This is a genomic window from Sphingomonas sp. Leaf5, from assembly GCF_001421155.1.
Taxonomy (GTDB): domain Bacteria; phylum Pseudomonadota; class Alphaproteobacteria; order Sphingomonadales; family Sphingomonadaceae; genus Sphingomonas.
Map to the genome: position 1 here is coordinate 562,014 of NZ_LMJZ01000001.1, position 16,568 is coordinate 578,581.

Genomic DNA, 16,568 nt, shown 5'->3' on the forward strand with positions numbered 1-16,568 from the left:
GGTCAGCCTTCCGCCGCCGGTTCGTCGACCGGGTCGCTGCGGACCATCTCGCGCTTTGGCGTAGGGTCCGTGTCGGCGACGGGCCAGTCGGTGCCGGCCGGCGGTTCGACGCCCAGTTCGCGCGCCATCGCCTGGGCGATGCGTCCGCCGCGATTGTCGGTGGCAAGGCCGTGCCAGCCATTGATTGCGGCGAAACTGGCAAGCTGCGCCACCAGCACCTTGCCGGCGTCGTCCAGTTCGACCGGGCGGGCATAAAGCAATTCGGCAGCGCCGACGATGACGTCGACGGGCGACGGGGAGTCGGCCAGCTTCTCCAGCTTGTCGAACGTGTCGGCTGGCAAGGTATCTTCGCCGACGACCAGATAACGGCGGACGGCGCGGTTGGCTTCGGTGATGCTGGCGATGGGGGTAATGACGGTCACGTTCTTCTCCTGGTTGACCGGGTTGGGAAAGATCGGCGGCATCAGCGTGCACCCTGCCGCAGCTCGCACACCTTGATGAGGGAGCCGGCCTGCACGTCGAGCGGGTAGTTGGATGCGCGGTTCTTGATCCGCAGCGACACGGTATGGGCACCGGCCGACACGCCTTCGCGGATCGCAACGACAGTCATCGTCCCCGATGCCCGGCTTGGATTTCCGTCATAGCCGGCGTTCGTGGTGCCGACCTGGATCAGCTCGTCGTCGATGAAGAGATACGCCGAATAGCGAAGATCGTCCGTCGAATAGAGGTTCAGATAACAGGTGATGTCCAAGGCACTGTCGCCATCCACCTTGTTGATCGCCTGATTGAAGATCAGCGTGCCATAGCTGCTCGCTGGCGGCGGGGTATAACCACCGCCGCCGCCATCGCCGGGATCGTCGGGATCATCGGGAAGGAAGATGTCTTCGCGGGCCATCAGTTACCTACCGCGCATTGGATGTTCTGCGGCAGCACGGTGTAGGCGATGCGCTGCACCGATCCGGCCGCGAGGTCGCCGGCACCAGCCTGCGATTTGGTCGCGAACGACCCCTGTCCGGCGATTGCCGCCGCGACGCCGTACTGGGTGATCGCAAGGTTCTCGGTGACGACGCTGACCCCGTCCGAACGGGTGATCGAGTAGTCGAGCTTGAACGCCGAAAAATTATAGTAGCTGGCGACGTTCCACGACCCGATCTGCGGCGCGGTGGCGAACGCGCCCTGGCCGCTGATCGCGGCGGCGGTCCGGGCTTCGGTACGGTTCGCGCCAGCCTCGCCGGGGCGCAGGCTTTCGGTCGTCTCGCCGGCCGCAAACGCCACGGCACCCGCCGCAAGGTATCCGTCACCATGCTGCGGCGATGGCCCCAACCGCGCCGGATAATTGGTGGCGAGGTACGACTGGCCCGCGATCGCGCCGGCCGTGCGCGTTTCGGTGACATTTGCGCCAGCCTCGCCCGGCTTCAACTGCTGCACGGTCCCGCCGGTGACGTCCCACGCCATCCGGCTGGCGGCCAGATACCGCCCGTCAAAGGCATAGGGCGACAACCGCTGGGCCACTTCGCCACTAAGCTGGCTATCGCCGCCGATCGTGTTCGCCGTCGCCAGCGCACCTTGACCCGCGATGCCGCCGGCCGTGCGCGTCTCGGTGACGTTCGCCCCCGGCTCGCCCGGCTTCCATTCCTGCACCGTCCCGCCGGTCCCGAAGCCCCACGCGACGTTCGACGCCTGGAACCACTGCGCGCCATAGCTCGCAGCCGCAAACCGGCCATCGGCGGCGAAGTAGGCGGTGTTGGTCAGCGACAGATGGCTTTGCGTCGCGAAGGTGCCCTGACCGTAGAACCCGGCGGCGGTGCGTCCCTCCGTGACGTTCGCGCCAGCCTCTCCCGGCTTCAGCTGCTGCACGGTCCCGCCCGTTACGTCCCATGCCATCCGGCTGGCCGCGAGATAGCGACCGTCGCCGGCATAGGGGGCCAATCGCTGGGCGACTTCGCCACTAAGCTGGCTATCGCCTCCGATCGTGTTCGCCGTCGCCAGCGCACCCTGCCCGAACAGGGCAGCGGCGGTACGACCTTCCGTGACGTTCGCACCGGCCTCCTGCGGCCAGTACGACGCGATCGCACCGAACCCCGGTCGGTACACATAAGCGGCTTGAATATTGCCGTCGTCCTGAAGGTTCGACGTCCGCGCGGCCATAAGCGTCGGCGCGATCGTCGACCACGTCGCCCATGCCGACTGCCCGGCAATGCCCGCTGCGGTATTGTCCTTGGTGCGGTCCGCCATCGCGTCGGCCGGGCCGGGTGCGTAGGGCGGCAGAACCGTCTGTCCGGCCGCCAGCTTGCCCTGCCACGGCTCGCTGATGAAAAGGTACGGGTCATCCCATGCTTGGGTCGTGCCCTCACCCCGGACCATAAGGCAGAAATAGGCCGCATTGGGATAGTCGCACGTCCAGATGATCTCGCGCGACTGCATATTCTCGCCGTTCAGACCACCGCCGACGCTCGTGGGGTATGAACTGCTGTGCGCAACGATCAGGTTCTGCTCTCGATCGAATACCAGCAAGAACAGCGCCGCGTCGCAGCGGTGGGGAGCGGCCAGGGCGCGAACACCAACGCGATCCCCGAGTGCAATCGGCGTGCAATACCGGCGCATGTTTTCGAGGTTCCCGCGCTGCCCCCACCTGCCGAGCGGCGCGAAATCCATTTCCTGACCGATCGCCAACGAGGTCGCGTGCAGATATGCAACCTGACGTTTGCCCCAATAGCCGCCTGGCCCGGCGTCAAACAGATTCAGGCCCAGCGACAGCCCCGGCGCTGCACCGGCGTAATCGAACATGTCCAAACCGCGCGCGAAGCCGCTGTCGATGACCATATTGACGCCGGTCGCCACGCGCACGTTGCTGGCGGCGGCCTCGCTCGCGGTCGCGCCCCAGCCTTGCCCGAAGATCGCGGCGGCAACGCGGGCCTCGGTCACGTTCGCGCCAGCTTCGCCCGGCTTCAAATCCTGCACCGTGCCGCCGGTGACGTCCCATGCCATCCGGCTGGCGGCGAGATACCGCACGTCGCCGGCATAGGGCAGCAGTCGAAGGCCGATCAGGCCGCTCAACTGGCTGTCCGACCCGATCGTGTCGGTCGTCGCCAACGCGCCTTGCCCGAAGATACCGGATGCAACGCCGAGCGCGGTCTTGAACCCGCTATCGGTCGCGATATTGCCGACTTCGTCGACGAAGCCGGCGACATTGCCCGACTCGCCGCCGAACCGGATGCCGAAAAAGCGCGAGAGGTCGCCGAAGCCGGTCAGATGCGGACCGCCGTTCGCCAGCGTATCCTTCGTCGCCAGTGCGCCCTGTCCGAACAGTGCGGCGGCGGTGCGCCCTTCAGTGATGTTCGCACCAGCTTCCTGCGGCCAGTAGGACGCAATCGCGCCGAACCCCGGCCGATATACGAACGCTGCCTGGAGGTTGCCGTCGTCCTGAAGGTTCGACGTCCGCGCAGCCATGAGCGTCGGCGCGATCGTCGACCACGTCGCCCATGCCGACTGACCGGCAATGCCCGCCGCGGTATTGTCCTTGGTGCGGTCCGCCATCGCATCGGCCGGGCCGGGCGAATAGGGCGGCAGAACCGTCTGACCGGTCGCCAGCTTGCCCTGCCAAAGTTCGCTGAAGAACAGGTGGGCATCGGGCCAATCGCGCGTCGTGGCGTGGGCGCGCAACATGATGCAGGCATACGCCGCGTCGCTGCGATCACAGGTCCAGATGATCTCCCGGCTTTGGAACCCGTCACCCAGCCACCCGCCGCCGGTGTCCGCTTCGTACGAAACGCTCGGGGCGAACAGCAGCGTTCCGTCGCGATCGAACACCAGCAGGAACAAGGTAGCGTCGCAGCGATGCGGCGCGGCCAGCGCGCGGACCGCGATCCGATCACCAACCGCCACCGGCAGTAGGTAGCGGCGCATATTATCGACGTTTCCGCGCTGGCCCCACCGGCCCAGTGGGGCGACGTCCATCACCTGACCAACGGTCAGGGACGGTGCCCGGATATAGCCGACTTGTCGCTTTCCCCAAAATCCTTCGCCGGTTGCCCCAAGATTGAGACCGAACGTCGTGCCCGCCACGTAAGAGACGAAGTCGAACATGTCCAAACCGCGCGCGAAGCCGCTGTCGATGACCATATTGACGCCGGTAGCAACGCGTACGTTGCTGGCGGCATCCTCGCTGGCGGTCGCGCCCCAGCCTTGTCCGAAGATCGCGGAAGCGATGCCCAGCGCCGTCTTGAACCCGCTATCCGTGGCGATATTGCCGACCTCGTCGAAGAAGCCGGCGAAACCGTTCGATTCGCCGCCGAAGCGGATGCCAGTGAACCGCGACAGCGCGCCGAAGCCCGTCAGAAACGGGCTACCGTTCGCCAGCGAATTGAGGGTCGCCAGCAGCCCTTGTCCGAAGATGCCGGCAGCGGTCCCTAGCAGGGTCCGGTAGCCGGCGTCGGTCGTGATCGTCCCGTCCTCGCCGTAAAGGCCGGCGAAATTCCCCGACTCGCCGCCGAACCGGATGCCGAAAAAGCGCGAGAGATCGCCGAAGCCGGTCAGATGCGGACCGCCGTTCGCCAACGTGTCCTTCGTCGCCAGCGCGCCCTGCCCGAACAGCGCGGCGGCGGTGTTGTTGCCGGTGACGTCCGCCCCGCGTTGCGCCGGCCGCAGTTCCTCGATCGGCGTTCCGTCGGCATAGGTGCCACCACCACCCTCCGGCACCGTCGCCGAAATCTCACCGTCGTTGTGCACGCGGTGATTTCGACGATAGCCCAGCACCAGACGGGTGACCGGCTTGTAGCTGGCTTCGCGCGCCGCCTCGATCGCCTCGACGATCGGCGCACCCGTCGCATAGCCGATCGGTGCGAGCCGCACCGCGCCGGCCGGCTCCAGCAACCACAACAGCGACGCGCGCAAAAGCAGCCGGTCGAGCGCCTGGGCGAAAGTCTCGCCGTCACCGTCCACATGCAGCCCGGCCTGCCCCGGCCGGATCGCGGTCGCCGCAGAAACGTCGACCGTCGGCAAGCCGGCTTCGGCCGCGATCCGCTCGGCGATCTCGGCAACGGTATCGACATAGTCGGTGCCGATCTCGCCGCGCAGGTCGACGGTCAGCGGCGCGGACGGCTGTGTGTACCATTTGAGACAGGCGATCGACGGCGCGACCGCCGCGCCATCTTGCGGTGCAACCGCCGTCTTCAACGCTTCGAACGTCGCGACAATGCTGCCGGCCCAGCCGACGACGGTCAGCGGGCCGGACCGGCCGCGATCCTTGACGGCATCGATGGCGGACAGTGGTCGTGCCGGATCGCCGACCTCATAGATATTCGCCGCCTTGTCGATCAGGCGCGCTTCTACCCCCCAGCACGCCCCGAAGCTGCGCCGCTTGATTCGCTCGCGCGCCTCGGCCCCGCCTTCGATCCCGCCGCTGCCGGCGAACCGGCCGGTAGCGATCGGGCCGTTCAACCGGTTCGACAGGTCGGCCACGGTGATCGTCATCGATCCATCCCGCACCGTCACCCCGGCAACGGTCCCCGCCAGTTCGGTGGTCCAGACCGGATCGGCCAGCGCATCGTCGCCCGTCCAGATCGTGATCTCGGCATCGGTCCAGACCAGCCCGGCCAGCGCATCGATCCGGGCGCGATCGGACGGTGAGAACGTAATCGCGCCGGTCGTCGGGATCGCGCCGCCGGTCCAGCCGCGCTGCCCGAAACCCAGAAGGGAGGTAAAGCGCGGCGCGGCCACGACACCGGCCCACCAATCGTGGACATTGGCATGGGTGTAGGCACGCGACCCCAGCCCGGCGAGGTGGACGACGACCGGCACGCCGCTGTCGGCCCGCATCGGCCTGGCTTCGACAAGGACGGTAAGCGCCATCAGATCAGTTCCGATCGGCGCAGGGTCAGGCTGTAGTCGACCGGACGATCCGCAATATCGGTCCCGCCGCTACCGGCGATCTGCCCCAACCGGGCGTTCGACACCGCAAGCTGGTCCGAGATTTCGTTCAGCAATTTATTCCCGCTTTCGACGGCGCTGGTCGTCTTGGCCTGTGCTACCGAAGCGGCGTTGATGCGGTCGGTCTCGGCCTTGATGACTGCCGCCGCACCGTCGCCCGCCAACTTCCGGTCGGCCGATAATTCGCCACCGGCCGTGCCATAGGCTTCCTTGCTGGTCTCGATCAGCAGCCGGTACAATTCGGCCAGACGATCGCCCGCCCCGTCGACACCCGCATCGGCATCCTGCCGGGCATCGGTGATTTCGGCGAGGATTTGCGCGCGACGGGTCGAGGCATCCCCCTCGAACATATCGCCATATTCCATGTCCTTCAGCAGTTGCTTGAGCGACCCGACCCGACTGGTCAGCGTCTGTTCGACCAGCTTCGAGCGCTCCTCGGCATTCTTCTTTTCGACCGCCAGCAAATCGAGGCCGTAGGTGTTGGCCAACCGCACGCGTTCGGCCGCGACCCCGTCGAATTCGCGGAACATCGCGTTCAACTGACCGCCGACACCACCGATCAGCGTTTCAAGCTGCTTGACCTGCAACGCCTCCGCAACGGCCTTGTCGATGTCCGTGCTGGACCCCAGCGCCTTGCGCACCGCGTCGGACAGCCCTTCGACCGCGCCCTTGCCAAGCGCGGCCGACATGGCGGCGCTGACCGCTTCCTCGATCGTGCCGAACTTCTGCCCGGCCTGCGCGCCCGCGCCGTCGGGATCGAACACGAACTTGTCGCCCTGGCTACCGATCGTGCCAAGGTCGAGACCCGACCCCAACCGACCGCCCAGTCCGGAAGCGATCTTGTCCAACCCGTCCAGCACCGCGTCGGCATAGGTCAGCGCGTCTTTCTTGCGCCCTTCCGAATTGCGCCCGCCCGCGACCGACGACGCGCCGTTGCCGGCGGCGTCGGTGGTGATCGCGGCATAGCCCGAACGGGTCGGCCCCTTGACCAGGCCGCCGATCAGGCCGCCAGCGATCGACCCGATGATCTTGCCACCGGGAATGGGCAGGAAACTGCCGATCGCACCGCCGATCTGTGCGCCGGTCCCGCTGAACGACTTGCCCATGCCCAGCATCTGCGCGAAACCCGCGATCTGGGAACCGGTCGCGACACCGGCCATCGCCTTGCCGCCATATTCGCCGATCTTGCTACCGATCTTCTGCGCCGTTTCTTTCGATGTGAATATGCCGGTGACCTCCGTCGCGATCTTGGTCAGGCTGTCGCGCATGACGCTGTCGGCGGTGATCTTCTCCGGCGGCTTGCCGGTGATGACCGTTTCGCCGGTGTCCGCCGGCTGGCCCGTCATGATTTCGGTCGCGCTGCCATTGGCGGCATTGGTGAAACGGCGGACGGCGGCGGTCGCGCCGTCCATCTCGCCGGCCATCCGGCGGGAAGCCTTTTCGACCGGCCCTTCGGTCAACGCGCGCTCGAGCTGCGCGAACGCATCACCGAACAGCCCCTCGAACAGTTCGCGGCCCTTCAACTGCTGGTACGCTTCGAACAGCTTTTTCGGCGTCTTGACGAATTCGCGCAGATCGCCGCGCACCCACGCCTGCGTCGCATCCTCGATCGCGCCGCGCACGTCGCGGACGCTTTGCAGATACATATCCTGCCGGCGATAGACGCGATCGAGCGCCGCCGCTTCGTCCCGGCGGGCACGAACCCCGGCAAGAATGGCGTCGTAATTGTCCCACGCGGACGCACCGACCAGTCGCGCCTGCCGCAGGACTTCGGCGGTCGCTTCGGCCTCGTCGACCTTGCCGGCGATCAACAGTTGCTGGACCTGCGACGCATCGTCCTGCTGCTGCTGCCACTGGACGAACGGTTCTTGGAGTGCGTCGGCAATTTTGCCCTTGGCGCGCTCGGCCTCCGCGACCGACCGTTCCCAGTCGACCGGTTTCTTGGTCCGCAAATCGGCGATCACCGTGTCGAGGTCGGACAGCGCGGCCGATGCCTTTTCGCCCAGCGTGCGCGGCTTGTCGAACGCGTCGCCGATCGTCGCGATCAGGCCGTTGCGGACGACGGATTTCGCGGCCTCGGCCGACTTGGCGAGATCCTCGAACCCCGGCGGCTTGCGCCGGCGCAGGTCCTCGATCAGGTCGTCCAGTTCGCGGACCTTGGCGTTGGTCCGTTCGATGATGTCGGGCGCGTCGACGAACTGGCCGACGATGCCGGCGATCCTGTCCGCCGCGTCGCGACCGAATTCGTCGTTGGCAACGGTCGATTTCGGTTTGGGCGGGGTCTTGGCGCGGCCATCCTGCCGCAGACCGGTGTCGAGGACGCCGCTATCCAGCGACCGGTCGATCCGGTCGGCGATGTCGGTTTTCGACCGGGCCGAGGCGCGATCCCCGATCGCCTTCAGCACGTCTGCCTTGGAAAGGCCCGACCCCTTGAAATCGACATCTTCGGCGATGTCGATCAGGTCTTCGAACCGCTTCGTCCGGGCGGCACCGGTCAGCTTGTCGGCATCGCGCAACTGGCGGCCGAGGTTGCGAACCGCGCGGCTGCCCGACGCCATCGACACGCTTTGCCGCGCGCTGCCGCCGGTCAGGACGTTGGCGACACCCAGACCGATCTGCAACGCACCGGGCTGGCCCGCCTTGTCGAACGCCTCCTTCGAACTTTTGGCCTCGGCCGCCGCCTCGACCCGCAGGTTGACGGCGGTCAGCCTCGCGTTGATCCGCAACTGCTCGTTCTGCGACGCCAGCGCCGACGTCTGCGATTTCAGCTTGCCGGTCGTCAGGTCGAAGATTTCGCCCAGCGCCGATTGTGCCGACGACAGCGCGTTCGCCTGTATCTCGACGTTCTGCATCGCCTCCTTGGCGGTGACGAGCTCGACGATCATCGGCCCGAGAATGGCCGTCGCGGTCAGGACGACCGCGCCGTACGGCCCGGCGAGGAACGCGGCCAGACGGCCGCCAGCACCCTTCACGCCGATCATGTCGACGGCAGTGGCAAGCTGTCCGCCCTGCATCGCCATGATTCGCATCAGGTCGGTGCCCATCGACATCTGAACGCCGACATCCTGCATGTTCTGGCCAAGCGAGAAATAGCCGGCCTTCACCTGCCCGGCGGACCGCGCGTTGGCGTCCATCGCCTTCGCATTGTCGTTCGCCGCCTTGCCGCCACCGCGCTGCGCGTTCGCCAGCCGGTCGATTTCGGTGCGCAGCGTCGCCATTTCGCCCTGCAACTGGTCGACGACAGCCTTGGCCTGGCGCAGTTCGGTCGCCATCGCGTCGGATGCCGCGCCCACCTCGCGCGATGCCGCGCCGTAGCTCGACATCGAGGCGCGCGCGGTGCCGCTGATCGTTGCCATGGTGCCGAACGCCGCGCCGGCCTGACGCGTCTCGTTGGCAAGCGTCGCCGCGACCGCCGCCGCCTGACGGCCGGCACTGGCCGCGCCACTGGTCGCGGTCGCGGCGGTAGTGGTTGCGCCGGCCATCCCGCGCGCGGCGGCGGCGGCGGCGGTCGTGGCGTTCCTGACGTCGTCGATCGCGGCGACGGCCGGGCGGGTCTGCCCGACCAGTCCCGATCCGTCGGCCATCAGGCGAACCTTGACGACCAGATCGCGGGCGGCGCTCACGGACGCGGGAACGCGGCCAGCGCCGCGCCCTCCATCACCCGCAGATCGGCAAAGGTCGCCGCCGTCATTTCGATCCCCATCAGCGCGGCGGTCGGACCGATCGCCGCATATTCAAAGCCCATGCGCCCGCCCATCGGATGGACCCGCCACTGCGACGACAGGGCGTGGAACAGCGCGACGGCGTCGGTTTCGTCCGGTCCGATTTCCGCGCCGCGCTCGCGGTTCTCGCGACGGGCAGCGCGGGCGGCCAAGGCATCGGCGGCGGCATCGGTGGCCGGGTCGGACGATGCCGCCGCGTCGCGACCTTTTGCCCACGCGGTCGCGACGGCGATCAGTTTCCCGCGCGGATATCCTTGCGCGCGCCGAGGCAGGCGCGAAACGCGTGGATGATCGCGGTGAACAGCCCCGGTTCGTTCAGCAACAGGCACAGGTTCGGCCCCGGCCGGCCGGCGTCGATATCGGCGACGGTCGCACCATCGCGACCGGCGGCGGCGATGGCTTCCAGACCGCGCCCGTCCCAGCGAAGCGGCTCGCCATTTTCCGCCTCGACCCCGCGCCAGTCACTGGCGATGCGTTGGACCAGCCCGGCGTAGAGCGCCGAATGGTCGACACCTTCCTCCGCTTCGCGATCCTGCGCGTCGTTGACGTCGCGGATGAACGCCATGCCGGCGTCGACCTTCAGCAGATAGAAGCGCAGTTCGATGCGGTTGGTGACGATCGTCCCGTCGTCGGTGACGCCGTCCCATTCGACCGGCCACCACGCCTGCGCGCGCTTGACGATGCGATATCCCATATGCGCGGCCCTTACTTGGCGGTGATGATGAGGTCGTCGGGCACCGTGCCGACGTTCAGGGCGAACCCGATCGAAATCATCAGTTCGTCCTGATCCTCCGGCGTCTCGATCGACGTGACCTGCAACCGGTCGGACTTCATCTCGACGATATTGCCGGCCGTGACGCCGTGGGTCAGGACGAACGGGATTTCCGCGCCCGACAGCAACGACGCGAAATAGTTCTTTTCGGCGATCGTCGGGCATTTGCCCATGATGGTGCCGGTGATCGCCTGATCGCTGATCTTGACGTAGCGTTGGTTGACCAGATTGCGGACCGACACCTGCGATCCCGACTGGCCGGTCATCGACTGGAGTTTCAGCGCATAGCCGCCGAGCAGGAAATCGGTGTTGGCGTCGTTGACCTCCAGCGGATCGATCCAGCGGGAAAGGTCGGTGCCGGCACCCGGCGCGACGTCGTCGACCGCGCCGGCCGAATGCAGCAGCAGGGTCAGCGCGATCGAGAAGACCGGATCGCGACCGGCGGTGAAATCGAAATTGAAGCTGCCCCGGCCGCCGACGCCGCGCCGCCGCTGTCCGTTGATCCAGTGATAGGCGGTCAGCGACGACAGCGCGGCATTGGTCGCAGCAAAGCGCTGTTCGGCCGACGCCCCGGCGGTGACGACCGGCGCGGCCATCCCGCACGCTTCCAGATGTTCCATCCACGCGGGCGCGGTGCCGGCGGCACCCGATCCGGCGATTTCCAGATCATAGGTGATCGTCTGGCGCGCGTTGCTGGGCGCGTCCTTCGACCGGCCGCGCACGACGCGGTCACGGTTGCGTTCGATCCGGTCGACCTCGATCGGGCGGCCCTGCAAATTGCGGGTCAGTACCGCGTTGGCGGCGGCGGTTGGCGCGGCGTCGGTCCCCGACGTCGCCTCCTTCTTGGCGTGAAAGACCTTGTACATCAGTCGGCATCCTCGGCGGCGTCGGCAGGCGGAACGTCGACTTCGACGGCGTCGCGCGGGTCGGGGTTGCCGGCTAGGGCGGCGATGCGCGCGGGGCCGTTCAGCGGCAGGCCGAAGCCGTCGACCGGGCGGCCGGCGTCGTCGGTCGGCGGCGACCGGGTCGGTTCGGCTTGGGTGGTGCCGGCTGTATTGGTGCCGGCGGGGCGACGTGCCATGGGTCAGCTTGCCTTTCGAAAACGATAGGGCGACGTAAACCGAAGCTGCCAGACGATTGTCCCCGCGTCGGCAGAGGCCAGCCGACCGCCGTCATAGTCGACAGGGCCGGTTCCCCCCGGATGCGTCCAACCCGCCAGCGCGGTGACGATCGTCGTGCATTCGCGTTGCAGGTCCTCGGCAATCGCATCCCGATCGCGGCGCGCACTGTCGAGGACGAGGAACACCGACCAACCGGCGGTCAGCTTCTGCGAATGCCCGCCGGTCGCCAGTTCGTTCGGCCGCGCGCCGTCGGCCATCGGCACCACGAACAGCGCGGGCAGCGCGCGCGGGGTCTCGCGCTGCACCGCGAATTCCAGCAGGCCGGCGACGTTACGATAGCCGGCACCGCGCAGCTGCTCGACGATCGGGGTCAGGGCAAGCATCATGCGGCCGGCACCTCGGCAAAGCTGGCGACGAGGTGGTCGCCGATCGCGCCGACGACATAGTCGGCGTTCGTGTCGTTGAAGCCGAGATAGCGCCGCGCCGGGATGGTGACCGACGCGAGCATCCGCCCGCCGAACGACAGCGCCTTGCCGTTCTTCGGGGTGATCGTGCCGCCTTCCTGATGGATGCGGGCATAGACACCGGCACCCCCCGATTTTTCCGGGCCGGCCTCGGCAAAGTCCTTGCCCCAATTCTCGACGATCGAATTCATCAGGTCGCCCGACAGGACCAGGGTCTTGCCGCTCAACTGGAACGGGCCATGGCCTTCGCGGCTACCGTCCAGCCCCAGCACCCGGCGCGACGGCTTCCACGGCACGCCGTCCGGGTCGGTCGACGTCTCGAACCGTTCGCGCGTCGTGTCGGCAAGGTGGCCGGCGATATCGCCCATCACCGGCGACAGGTCGCCGCCGGCCGCGACCAGCCGCCCGATCGCGGCGGTCACGTCCTCGCGGATCGTGATGTCGATCGCGATCCCGTCGGTCATCAGTAATCGGCCAGCCCATCGGGATAGGCACGGCGGCCGGCGACGAACACGACCGGCGCGTCGGTGACTTCGGCGGCCGGGGGCATCGACGCGGCCGGCACGCCCAGCCGCAATCCGCCCGACTGGATGCGTTCGAGCGTCTTGAGCGCCGCCTTGCCGGCATCGGCGATGCCTTCGGGCGCACCGCGTGGATACAGCCGGGCGCGGGCACGATCGGTCAATGCGGTCAGCACCAGCGGCGGGACCGGCGACGCGATCGGCAGGGCGTAGCGTTCCGCCAGATGGGCGTCGACTTCTGCCTGCGCCGCGACCAGTGCGCGGACCAGCAACCCGCGATCGATGCGGCCGGTGCCGTCGTCGGTCTGTGCCAGCACCTCGTCGAAACCGATCGATTCGACGAACGCGGCGATCGACACATAGGGCACGCCGCCATCCGGCATCGCCCAAGCGCCATCGACGACCGCGATCTCGACCTCGCGTTCGACCATCCCGCCGCCCGCCGCCTCGACGACGACCGTGGCGAGGTAGCGTTCGCCGTCGCTGCCTCCCGACAGGCCGAGGTCGATCCCGCCGACCGGACCGGCGACGATCGTCGCCACGATCGCCAGCGCCACCGCACCGGGCACCAGTCCGCGTGCGACGACGCGGCTGGACACCAGCCGGACCGGCGACGCGATCGGCACCGACACGTGCAGCGTTTCCGCCGGTTGCTTCAACTGGACGATCATTCGTGCCGCCCACGCCAACGGATGAAGCGCGGCCAGAACAGCGCGCGCCAGACATAGACGCCAACGATGGTCCGGCGCGGCTGCAAGCGTTCAGCGCCGAACCACGCGACCGCGCCGCCGCCCCACAGGAACAACAGCGCCGCCAGCGCATGAATCAGCCACCACGACAGCGGCGTCATTCGACGATTCGCTTGGCGCGGATGGCTTCGACCAGTTCGGGCTTGGTCATGCCGGTGTCGAAAGTCGCCGACACGCGCGCCGCCTCGGCGAGCAATTGCCCCTTGGTCATGGTTGCCAGTACGTCGTCATCGGCAGGGACGATCACGACCGGCGGCACGGCTTGGCCGTCGCCATCGGTCGCGCCTTCCAATTGGAACCCCTCGCCGGTGCCCACTAGCAACTGGTCCGTGACGTCCATCCCGACCGTCGCGACCGACCGGGCGGTCACCGACGTGACGATGCCGCTTTCCTCATCCGGCGACAGCAACACCAGCCCGCCCAGTTCGGCGGCCGCGCTGTCGCTGAACACGAGATAGGTCAGGTCGTCGAGGTCACGCAGCGCGTCGAGGTGATGACGGCGGATGGTCGCTTCGTCCGCGTCGGCCAACGGATCGACGTCGAGGAACGGCTGGATTGCGCTCACGCCGCCCGGTCCGACCTTCATGATGTAATCGCCTTCCGAACTGGGGGCGACCACGACCATCAGGCCGGCGTCGACACCGGACACATCGGCAAGTTGACCCAGCAGGTCTTGGCGACGCGCTTCGCGATCGACGTCGGTCGATGCCGGCGCGATCTCGGCGGCTTCGGCCGGGATCGCCGCACCCAGCCGCATCAATGCCTCGCCATCGTCCCACGACAGCGGAACGACCGTGCCGACCGGGATCGGCTCGCCGCCGCCCCGCCGCAGCGGGGTCAGGAGTTCGTACATCTGCATTGCAACCTCCATGCAAGGCCGCCGGGCGGGGTCGCCGCCCGGCGACCAATCAACCCGCGTTCTGGAACAGGACGCCCGCATCGGGGCCGACCAGTTCCGCCGAATATTCGTCGAACACGTCGTTCAGCCACGACCGGACCGACCGGTCCCAATGCGGCTGTTCGACGACCGGGTGGTTGCGAAGCTGATAGGTGTAGCCATAGCCCGGCAGGCGCATGTTGCGGGCACCGACCGGCGGCACGAACGCGAGGATCGCGTCGCCGCCCCAGACGTCGACGGCGTTGCCGTTGTCGTCGTCATAGATCGCGTCGCCGATCGCGATGTCGTCCAGTTCGAAATAGGCGCGCAGCATTTCGGTGGTGATCGCCGAACTGGTCGTATGCTTGTAATGCTCGCGCAGTTTGGGGTGCCGCTTCAGCCCGGCGGCGGCGACCGCGCCCAGCGCCAGCGTGTTCGGCCGGCGACCGGTCCGGCGGCGAACGACTTCCTTATAGTCCGACACCATCGCCAGCGGGTCGCTGTCGGGATCGATCCACCGGTCGTCACCGACCAGCGCGATCTTGTTCGTGTTGGCGTAGAGCGCCGGGTTGCGGGCCTGCGTCGCCTGCGCGATCTCCTTTTCCTGCGCAATCACGTACAGGACCAGATCGACATTCTCGCGCTGGATATCGATGTGCGGGACTTCGCTGGCCTCGTCCTGATGCTCGATCGGGGTCTTGGCCGACAGCGCGTGCTGGACCAGCGACACCGGCTTGCCTTCATAGCCGAAGCTGATCTGGCCGATCGCCGCGCCGGGCGCGCGGATCGTGCGATAGCGGCGAAAGGATTCGCGGCCGAACTCGATCCGCTTGGCGGCGCGGGTCGGCATGTCGACGGTCGGGAACAGCCGGCCGCCGATGAAATCGCCGTTCGAATAGCCGCGCGCGTGTTCGGTCAGGATCGGATCGACGACCCGTGCTTGGTCGGTGGACATTGCCATTTCGGTAGGTGCCTTTCAGGGTACGGGGGATCAGACGCGGCTGGGCAGCAGCAGGACTTCGACGACCGCGCCGATGCCGCCCGACGGGGTGATCGCGCGGGCAAGGACTTCACCGGCCCCGCCCTGCGCGATGCCGCGTCCCAGCGCGTCGGTCTTCAGGACCGCATCGGCGGCGAACGCCGCGCCGGCCTCCAGCTTGGTGGTGCCGATGACATCGACCGGGACCAGCTTGCCGGGACCACTGGCGGGCTGATCGGCCACGCCGAACGCCTTGCCACCGGCGGCCGGGACGTTGCCGTCGAGCGTAACGAAACGGTTGGCGACGAGCGCCACGGCCGAAGTGACCGTCAGGGTGAGAACGGGAATTTTCTGCATGGGATGTCCTGTCGGGTACGAAGGGGATCAGGCCGCCGCTTCGGCGCGGGCCTTCTGGAAAGCGGGCCAGAATGCGCCGCCGTCGGTCGCCTGAATGACCTTGGCGCGGGCGTGCAGCCGTGCCTGTCCGTCGTCGACCGAATAGCCCGGCGGGGCCGAGAAGCTGATCGGGGCATCGTCGGCGTCCCGATCGGCCGGGGCGTGTTCGCCGAAACTGACCACCGGCTGCACGCCGTCGAACAGCTTTTTGAAGGCATCGGCGGGCGTCAGTTCGCCATTGGCCTCGCCGAAGCTGACCACCGCCAGCGGTGCCAGCGTGTCCAGCAGGCCGACGACCAAATCCTGTCCGGCCGCCGCCAGCGTGCCGGCGGTCACCAGCGCTTCGGCAAAGGCGACGTTGCCATCGTGGACCGCCCTGGTCTCGGCGGCGGCGATAGCGGCTTCGCGGGCGGCCAGTTCGGCTTCGCGAGTGGTCAGGGCGGTCTCGCGTTCGGCGAACGCAACTTCTGCGTCGGGGTCCATGATAGTCTCCGGGGGAATGATCGTGATCGACGCGTCGGCCGCGTCGGAGAAAGCGACGGTGCCCAGCCCCTTGATCGAGGGCGCGGCGGCACCGAGGAACCCGACATGCTTCAGGCTCCATTTGCCGGGGGTCGGGTTCGCGGGATTGTTGGGCGGGTAGAAGCTGGGCGAAATCTTGCGGTAGCGGCCGGCGCGGACCGTCTCGGCAAAGGCCGGCTCGACATCGGCCGGGGCGACGACCAGCGTGTCGCCATCAATCCGCACCCCGCCGACCCAACCCCAGGCGGGATCGTCGGTCTTGGGGTGGCCGATCACTAAAGGCGCGGGATTGGCCGCGTCATAGGACGCGACGATCTGCTCCATTTCCGCCCGGCCGAAGGACACGACGACGCCGTTGATGTCGGTGTAGGTGCCGGGCCGCAGGATCGCGATGTCGGGTGGGGTTGCCATGCCGACCGTCCTACCGGAGCGGCGGACCGGATATGTCCTGCGCCGGCATAGGGCAGGATCGGCGAACTCCCTTTTACTGGCCGATCACCGGTCGGCGCGCAACCCC

At 67.6% G+C, this 16,568-nt stretch carries 16 protein-coding genes; all 16 read right to left on the minus strand.

Annotated elements, in window-relative coordinates:
* Positions 1 to 2 precede the first annotated feature (2 nt).
* The 16 genes from ASE50_RS02530 to ASE50_RS02605 all read right to left on the minus strand — a co-directional run bounded on the left by ASE50_RS02530 (position 3) and on the right by ASE50_RS02605 (position 16,462).
* Positions 3 to 464, minus strand: coding sequence for a hypothetical protein (locus ASE50_RS02530; protein ID WP_056395057.1), 462 nt, complete (start codon positions 462 to 464; stop codon positions 3 to 5).
* Entirely contained in the window at positions 464 to 895 is a 432-nt protein-coding gene (locus tag ASE50_RS02535) for a hypothetical protein (RefSeq protein ID WP_056395059.1), read from the minus strand. Before ASE50_RS02535 ends, ASE50_RS02530 begins: the two co-directional genes overlap by 1 nt.
* The gene (locus ASE50_RS02540) at positions 895 to 5,850 is read right to left on the minus strand and encodes a hypothetical protein (RefSeq protein WP_056395061.1); all 4,956 of its coding nucleotides are present in this window, start codon (positions 5,848 to 5,850) and stop codon (positions 895 to 897) included. Before ASE50_RS02540 ends, ASE50_RS02535 begins: the two co-directional genes overlap by 1 nt.
* Positions 5,850 to 9,551 (minus strand): hypothetical protein, encoded by a 3,702-nt coding sequence (locus ASE50_RS02545; protein ID WP_056395063.1) that lies wholly within the window; start codon positions 9,549 to 9,551, stop codon positions 5,850 to 5,852. Before ASE50_RS02545 ends, ASE50_RS02540 begins: the two co-directional genes overlap by 1 nt.
* The gene (locus ASE50_RS02550; protein WP_056395065.1) at positions 9,548 to 9,802 is read right to left on the minus strand and encodes a DUF1799 domain-containing protein; all 255 of its coding nucleotides are present in this window, start codon (positions 9,800 to 9,802) and stop codon (positions 9,548 to 9,550) included. The genes ASE50_RS02545 and ASE50_RS02550 overlap by 4 nt, the downstream gene beginning before the upstream one ends.
* 80 nt (positions 9,803 to 9,882) lie before the next feature.
* A complete protein-coding gene (locus tag ASE50_RS02555; protein ID WP_056395067.1) occupies positions 9,883 to 10,344 on the minus strand; it encodes a hypothetical protein in 462 nt (153 codons plus the stop codon).
* 11 nt (positions 10,345 to 10,355) lie between these two features.
* Positions 10,356 to 11,288: a hypothetical protein gene (locus ASE50_RS02560; RefSeq protein ID WP_056395069.1), complete on the minus strand. Its 933-nt coding sequence runs from the start codon at positions 11,286 to 11,288 to the stop codon at positions 10,356 to 10,358.
* On the minus strand, positions 11,288 to 11,503 hold the full coding sequence (locus tag ASE50_RS02565; RefSeq protein ID WP_056395071.1) for a hypothetical protein: 216 nt from the start codon (positions 11,501 to 11,503) through the stop codon (positions 11,288 to 11,290). Before ASE50_RS02565 ends, ASE50_RS02560 begins: the two co-directional genes overlap by 1 nt.
* Positions 11,504 to 11,506: 3 nt before the next feature.
* Complete coding sequence (locus ASE50_RS02570; protein ID WP_056395073.1) at positions 11,507 to 11,929, minus strand: hypothetical protein; 423 nt, start codon at positions 11,927 to 11,929, stop codon at positions 11,507 to 11,509.
* A complete protein-coding gene (locus ASE50_RS02575) occupies positions 11,926 to 12,471 on the minus strand; it encodes a phage virion morphogenesis protein (RefSeq protein WP_056395074.1) in 546 nt (181 codons plus the stop codon). The genes ASE50_RS02570 and ASE50_RS02575 overlap by 4 nt, the downstream gene beginning before the upstream one ends.
* The gene (locus ASE50_RS02580) at positions 12,471 to 13,199 is read right to left on the minus strand and encodes a DUF1320 domain-containing protein (RefSeq protein WP_056395076.1); all 729 of its coding nucleotides are present in this window, start codon (positions 13,197 to 13,199) and stop codon (positions 12,471 to 12,473) included. Before ASE50_RS02580 ends, ASE50_RS02575 begins: the two co-directional genes overlap by 1 nt.
* On the minus strand, positions 13,196 to 13,378 hold the full coding sequence (locus tag ASE50_RS02585) for a hypothetical protein (RefSeq protein ID WP_056395079.1): 183 nt from the start codon (positions 13,376 to 13,378) through the stop codon (positions 13,196 to 13,198). The genes ASE50_RS02580 and ASE50_RS02585 overlap by 4 nt, the downstream gene beginning before the upstream one ends.
* Complete coding sequence (locus ASE50_RS02590; RefSeq protein WP_056395082.1) at positions 13,375 to 14,136, minus strand: hypothetical protein; 762 nt, start codon at positions 14,134 to 14,136, stop codon at positions 13,375 to 13,377. The genes ASE50_RS02585 and ASE50_RS02590 overlap by 4 nt, the downstream gene beginning before the upstream one ends.
* 49 nt (positions 14,137 to 14,185) lie before the next feature.
* The gene (locus ASE50_RS02595) at positions 14,186 to 15,109 is read right to left on the minus strand and encodes a hypothetical protein (RefSeq protein WP_056395083.1); all 924 of its coding nucleotides are present in this window, start codon (positions 15,107 to 15,109) and stop codon (positions 14,186 to 14,188) included.
* 36 nt (positions 15,110 to 15,145) lie between these two features.
* The gene (locus ASE50_RS02600; protein WP_056395085.1) at positions 15,146 to 15,490 is read right to left on the minus strand and encodes a capsid cement protein; all 345 of its coding nucleotides are present in this window, start codon (positions 15,488 to 15,490) and stop codon (positions 15,146 to 15,148) included.
* Between the two features lie 27 nt (positions 15,491 to 15,517).
* Entirely contained in the window at positions 15,518 to 16,462 is a 945-nt protein-coding gene (locus ASE50_RS02605) for a hypothetical protein (protein WP_056395086.1), read from the minus strand.
* Positions 16,463 to 16,568 lie beyond the last annotated feature (106 nt).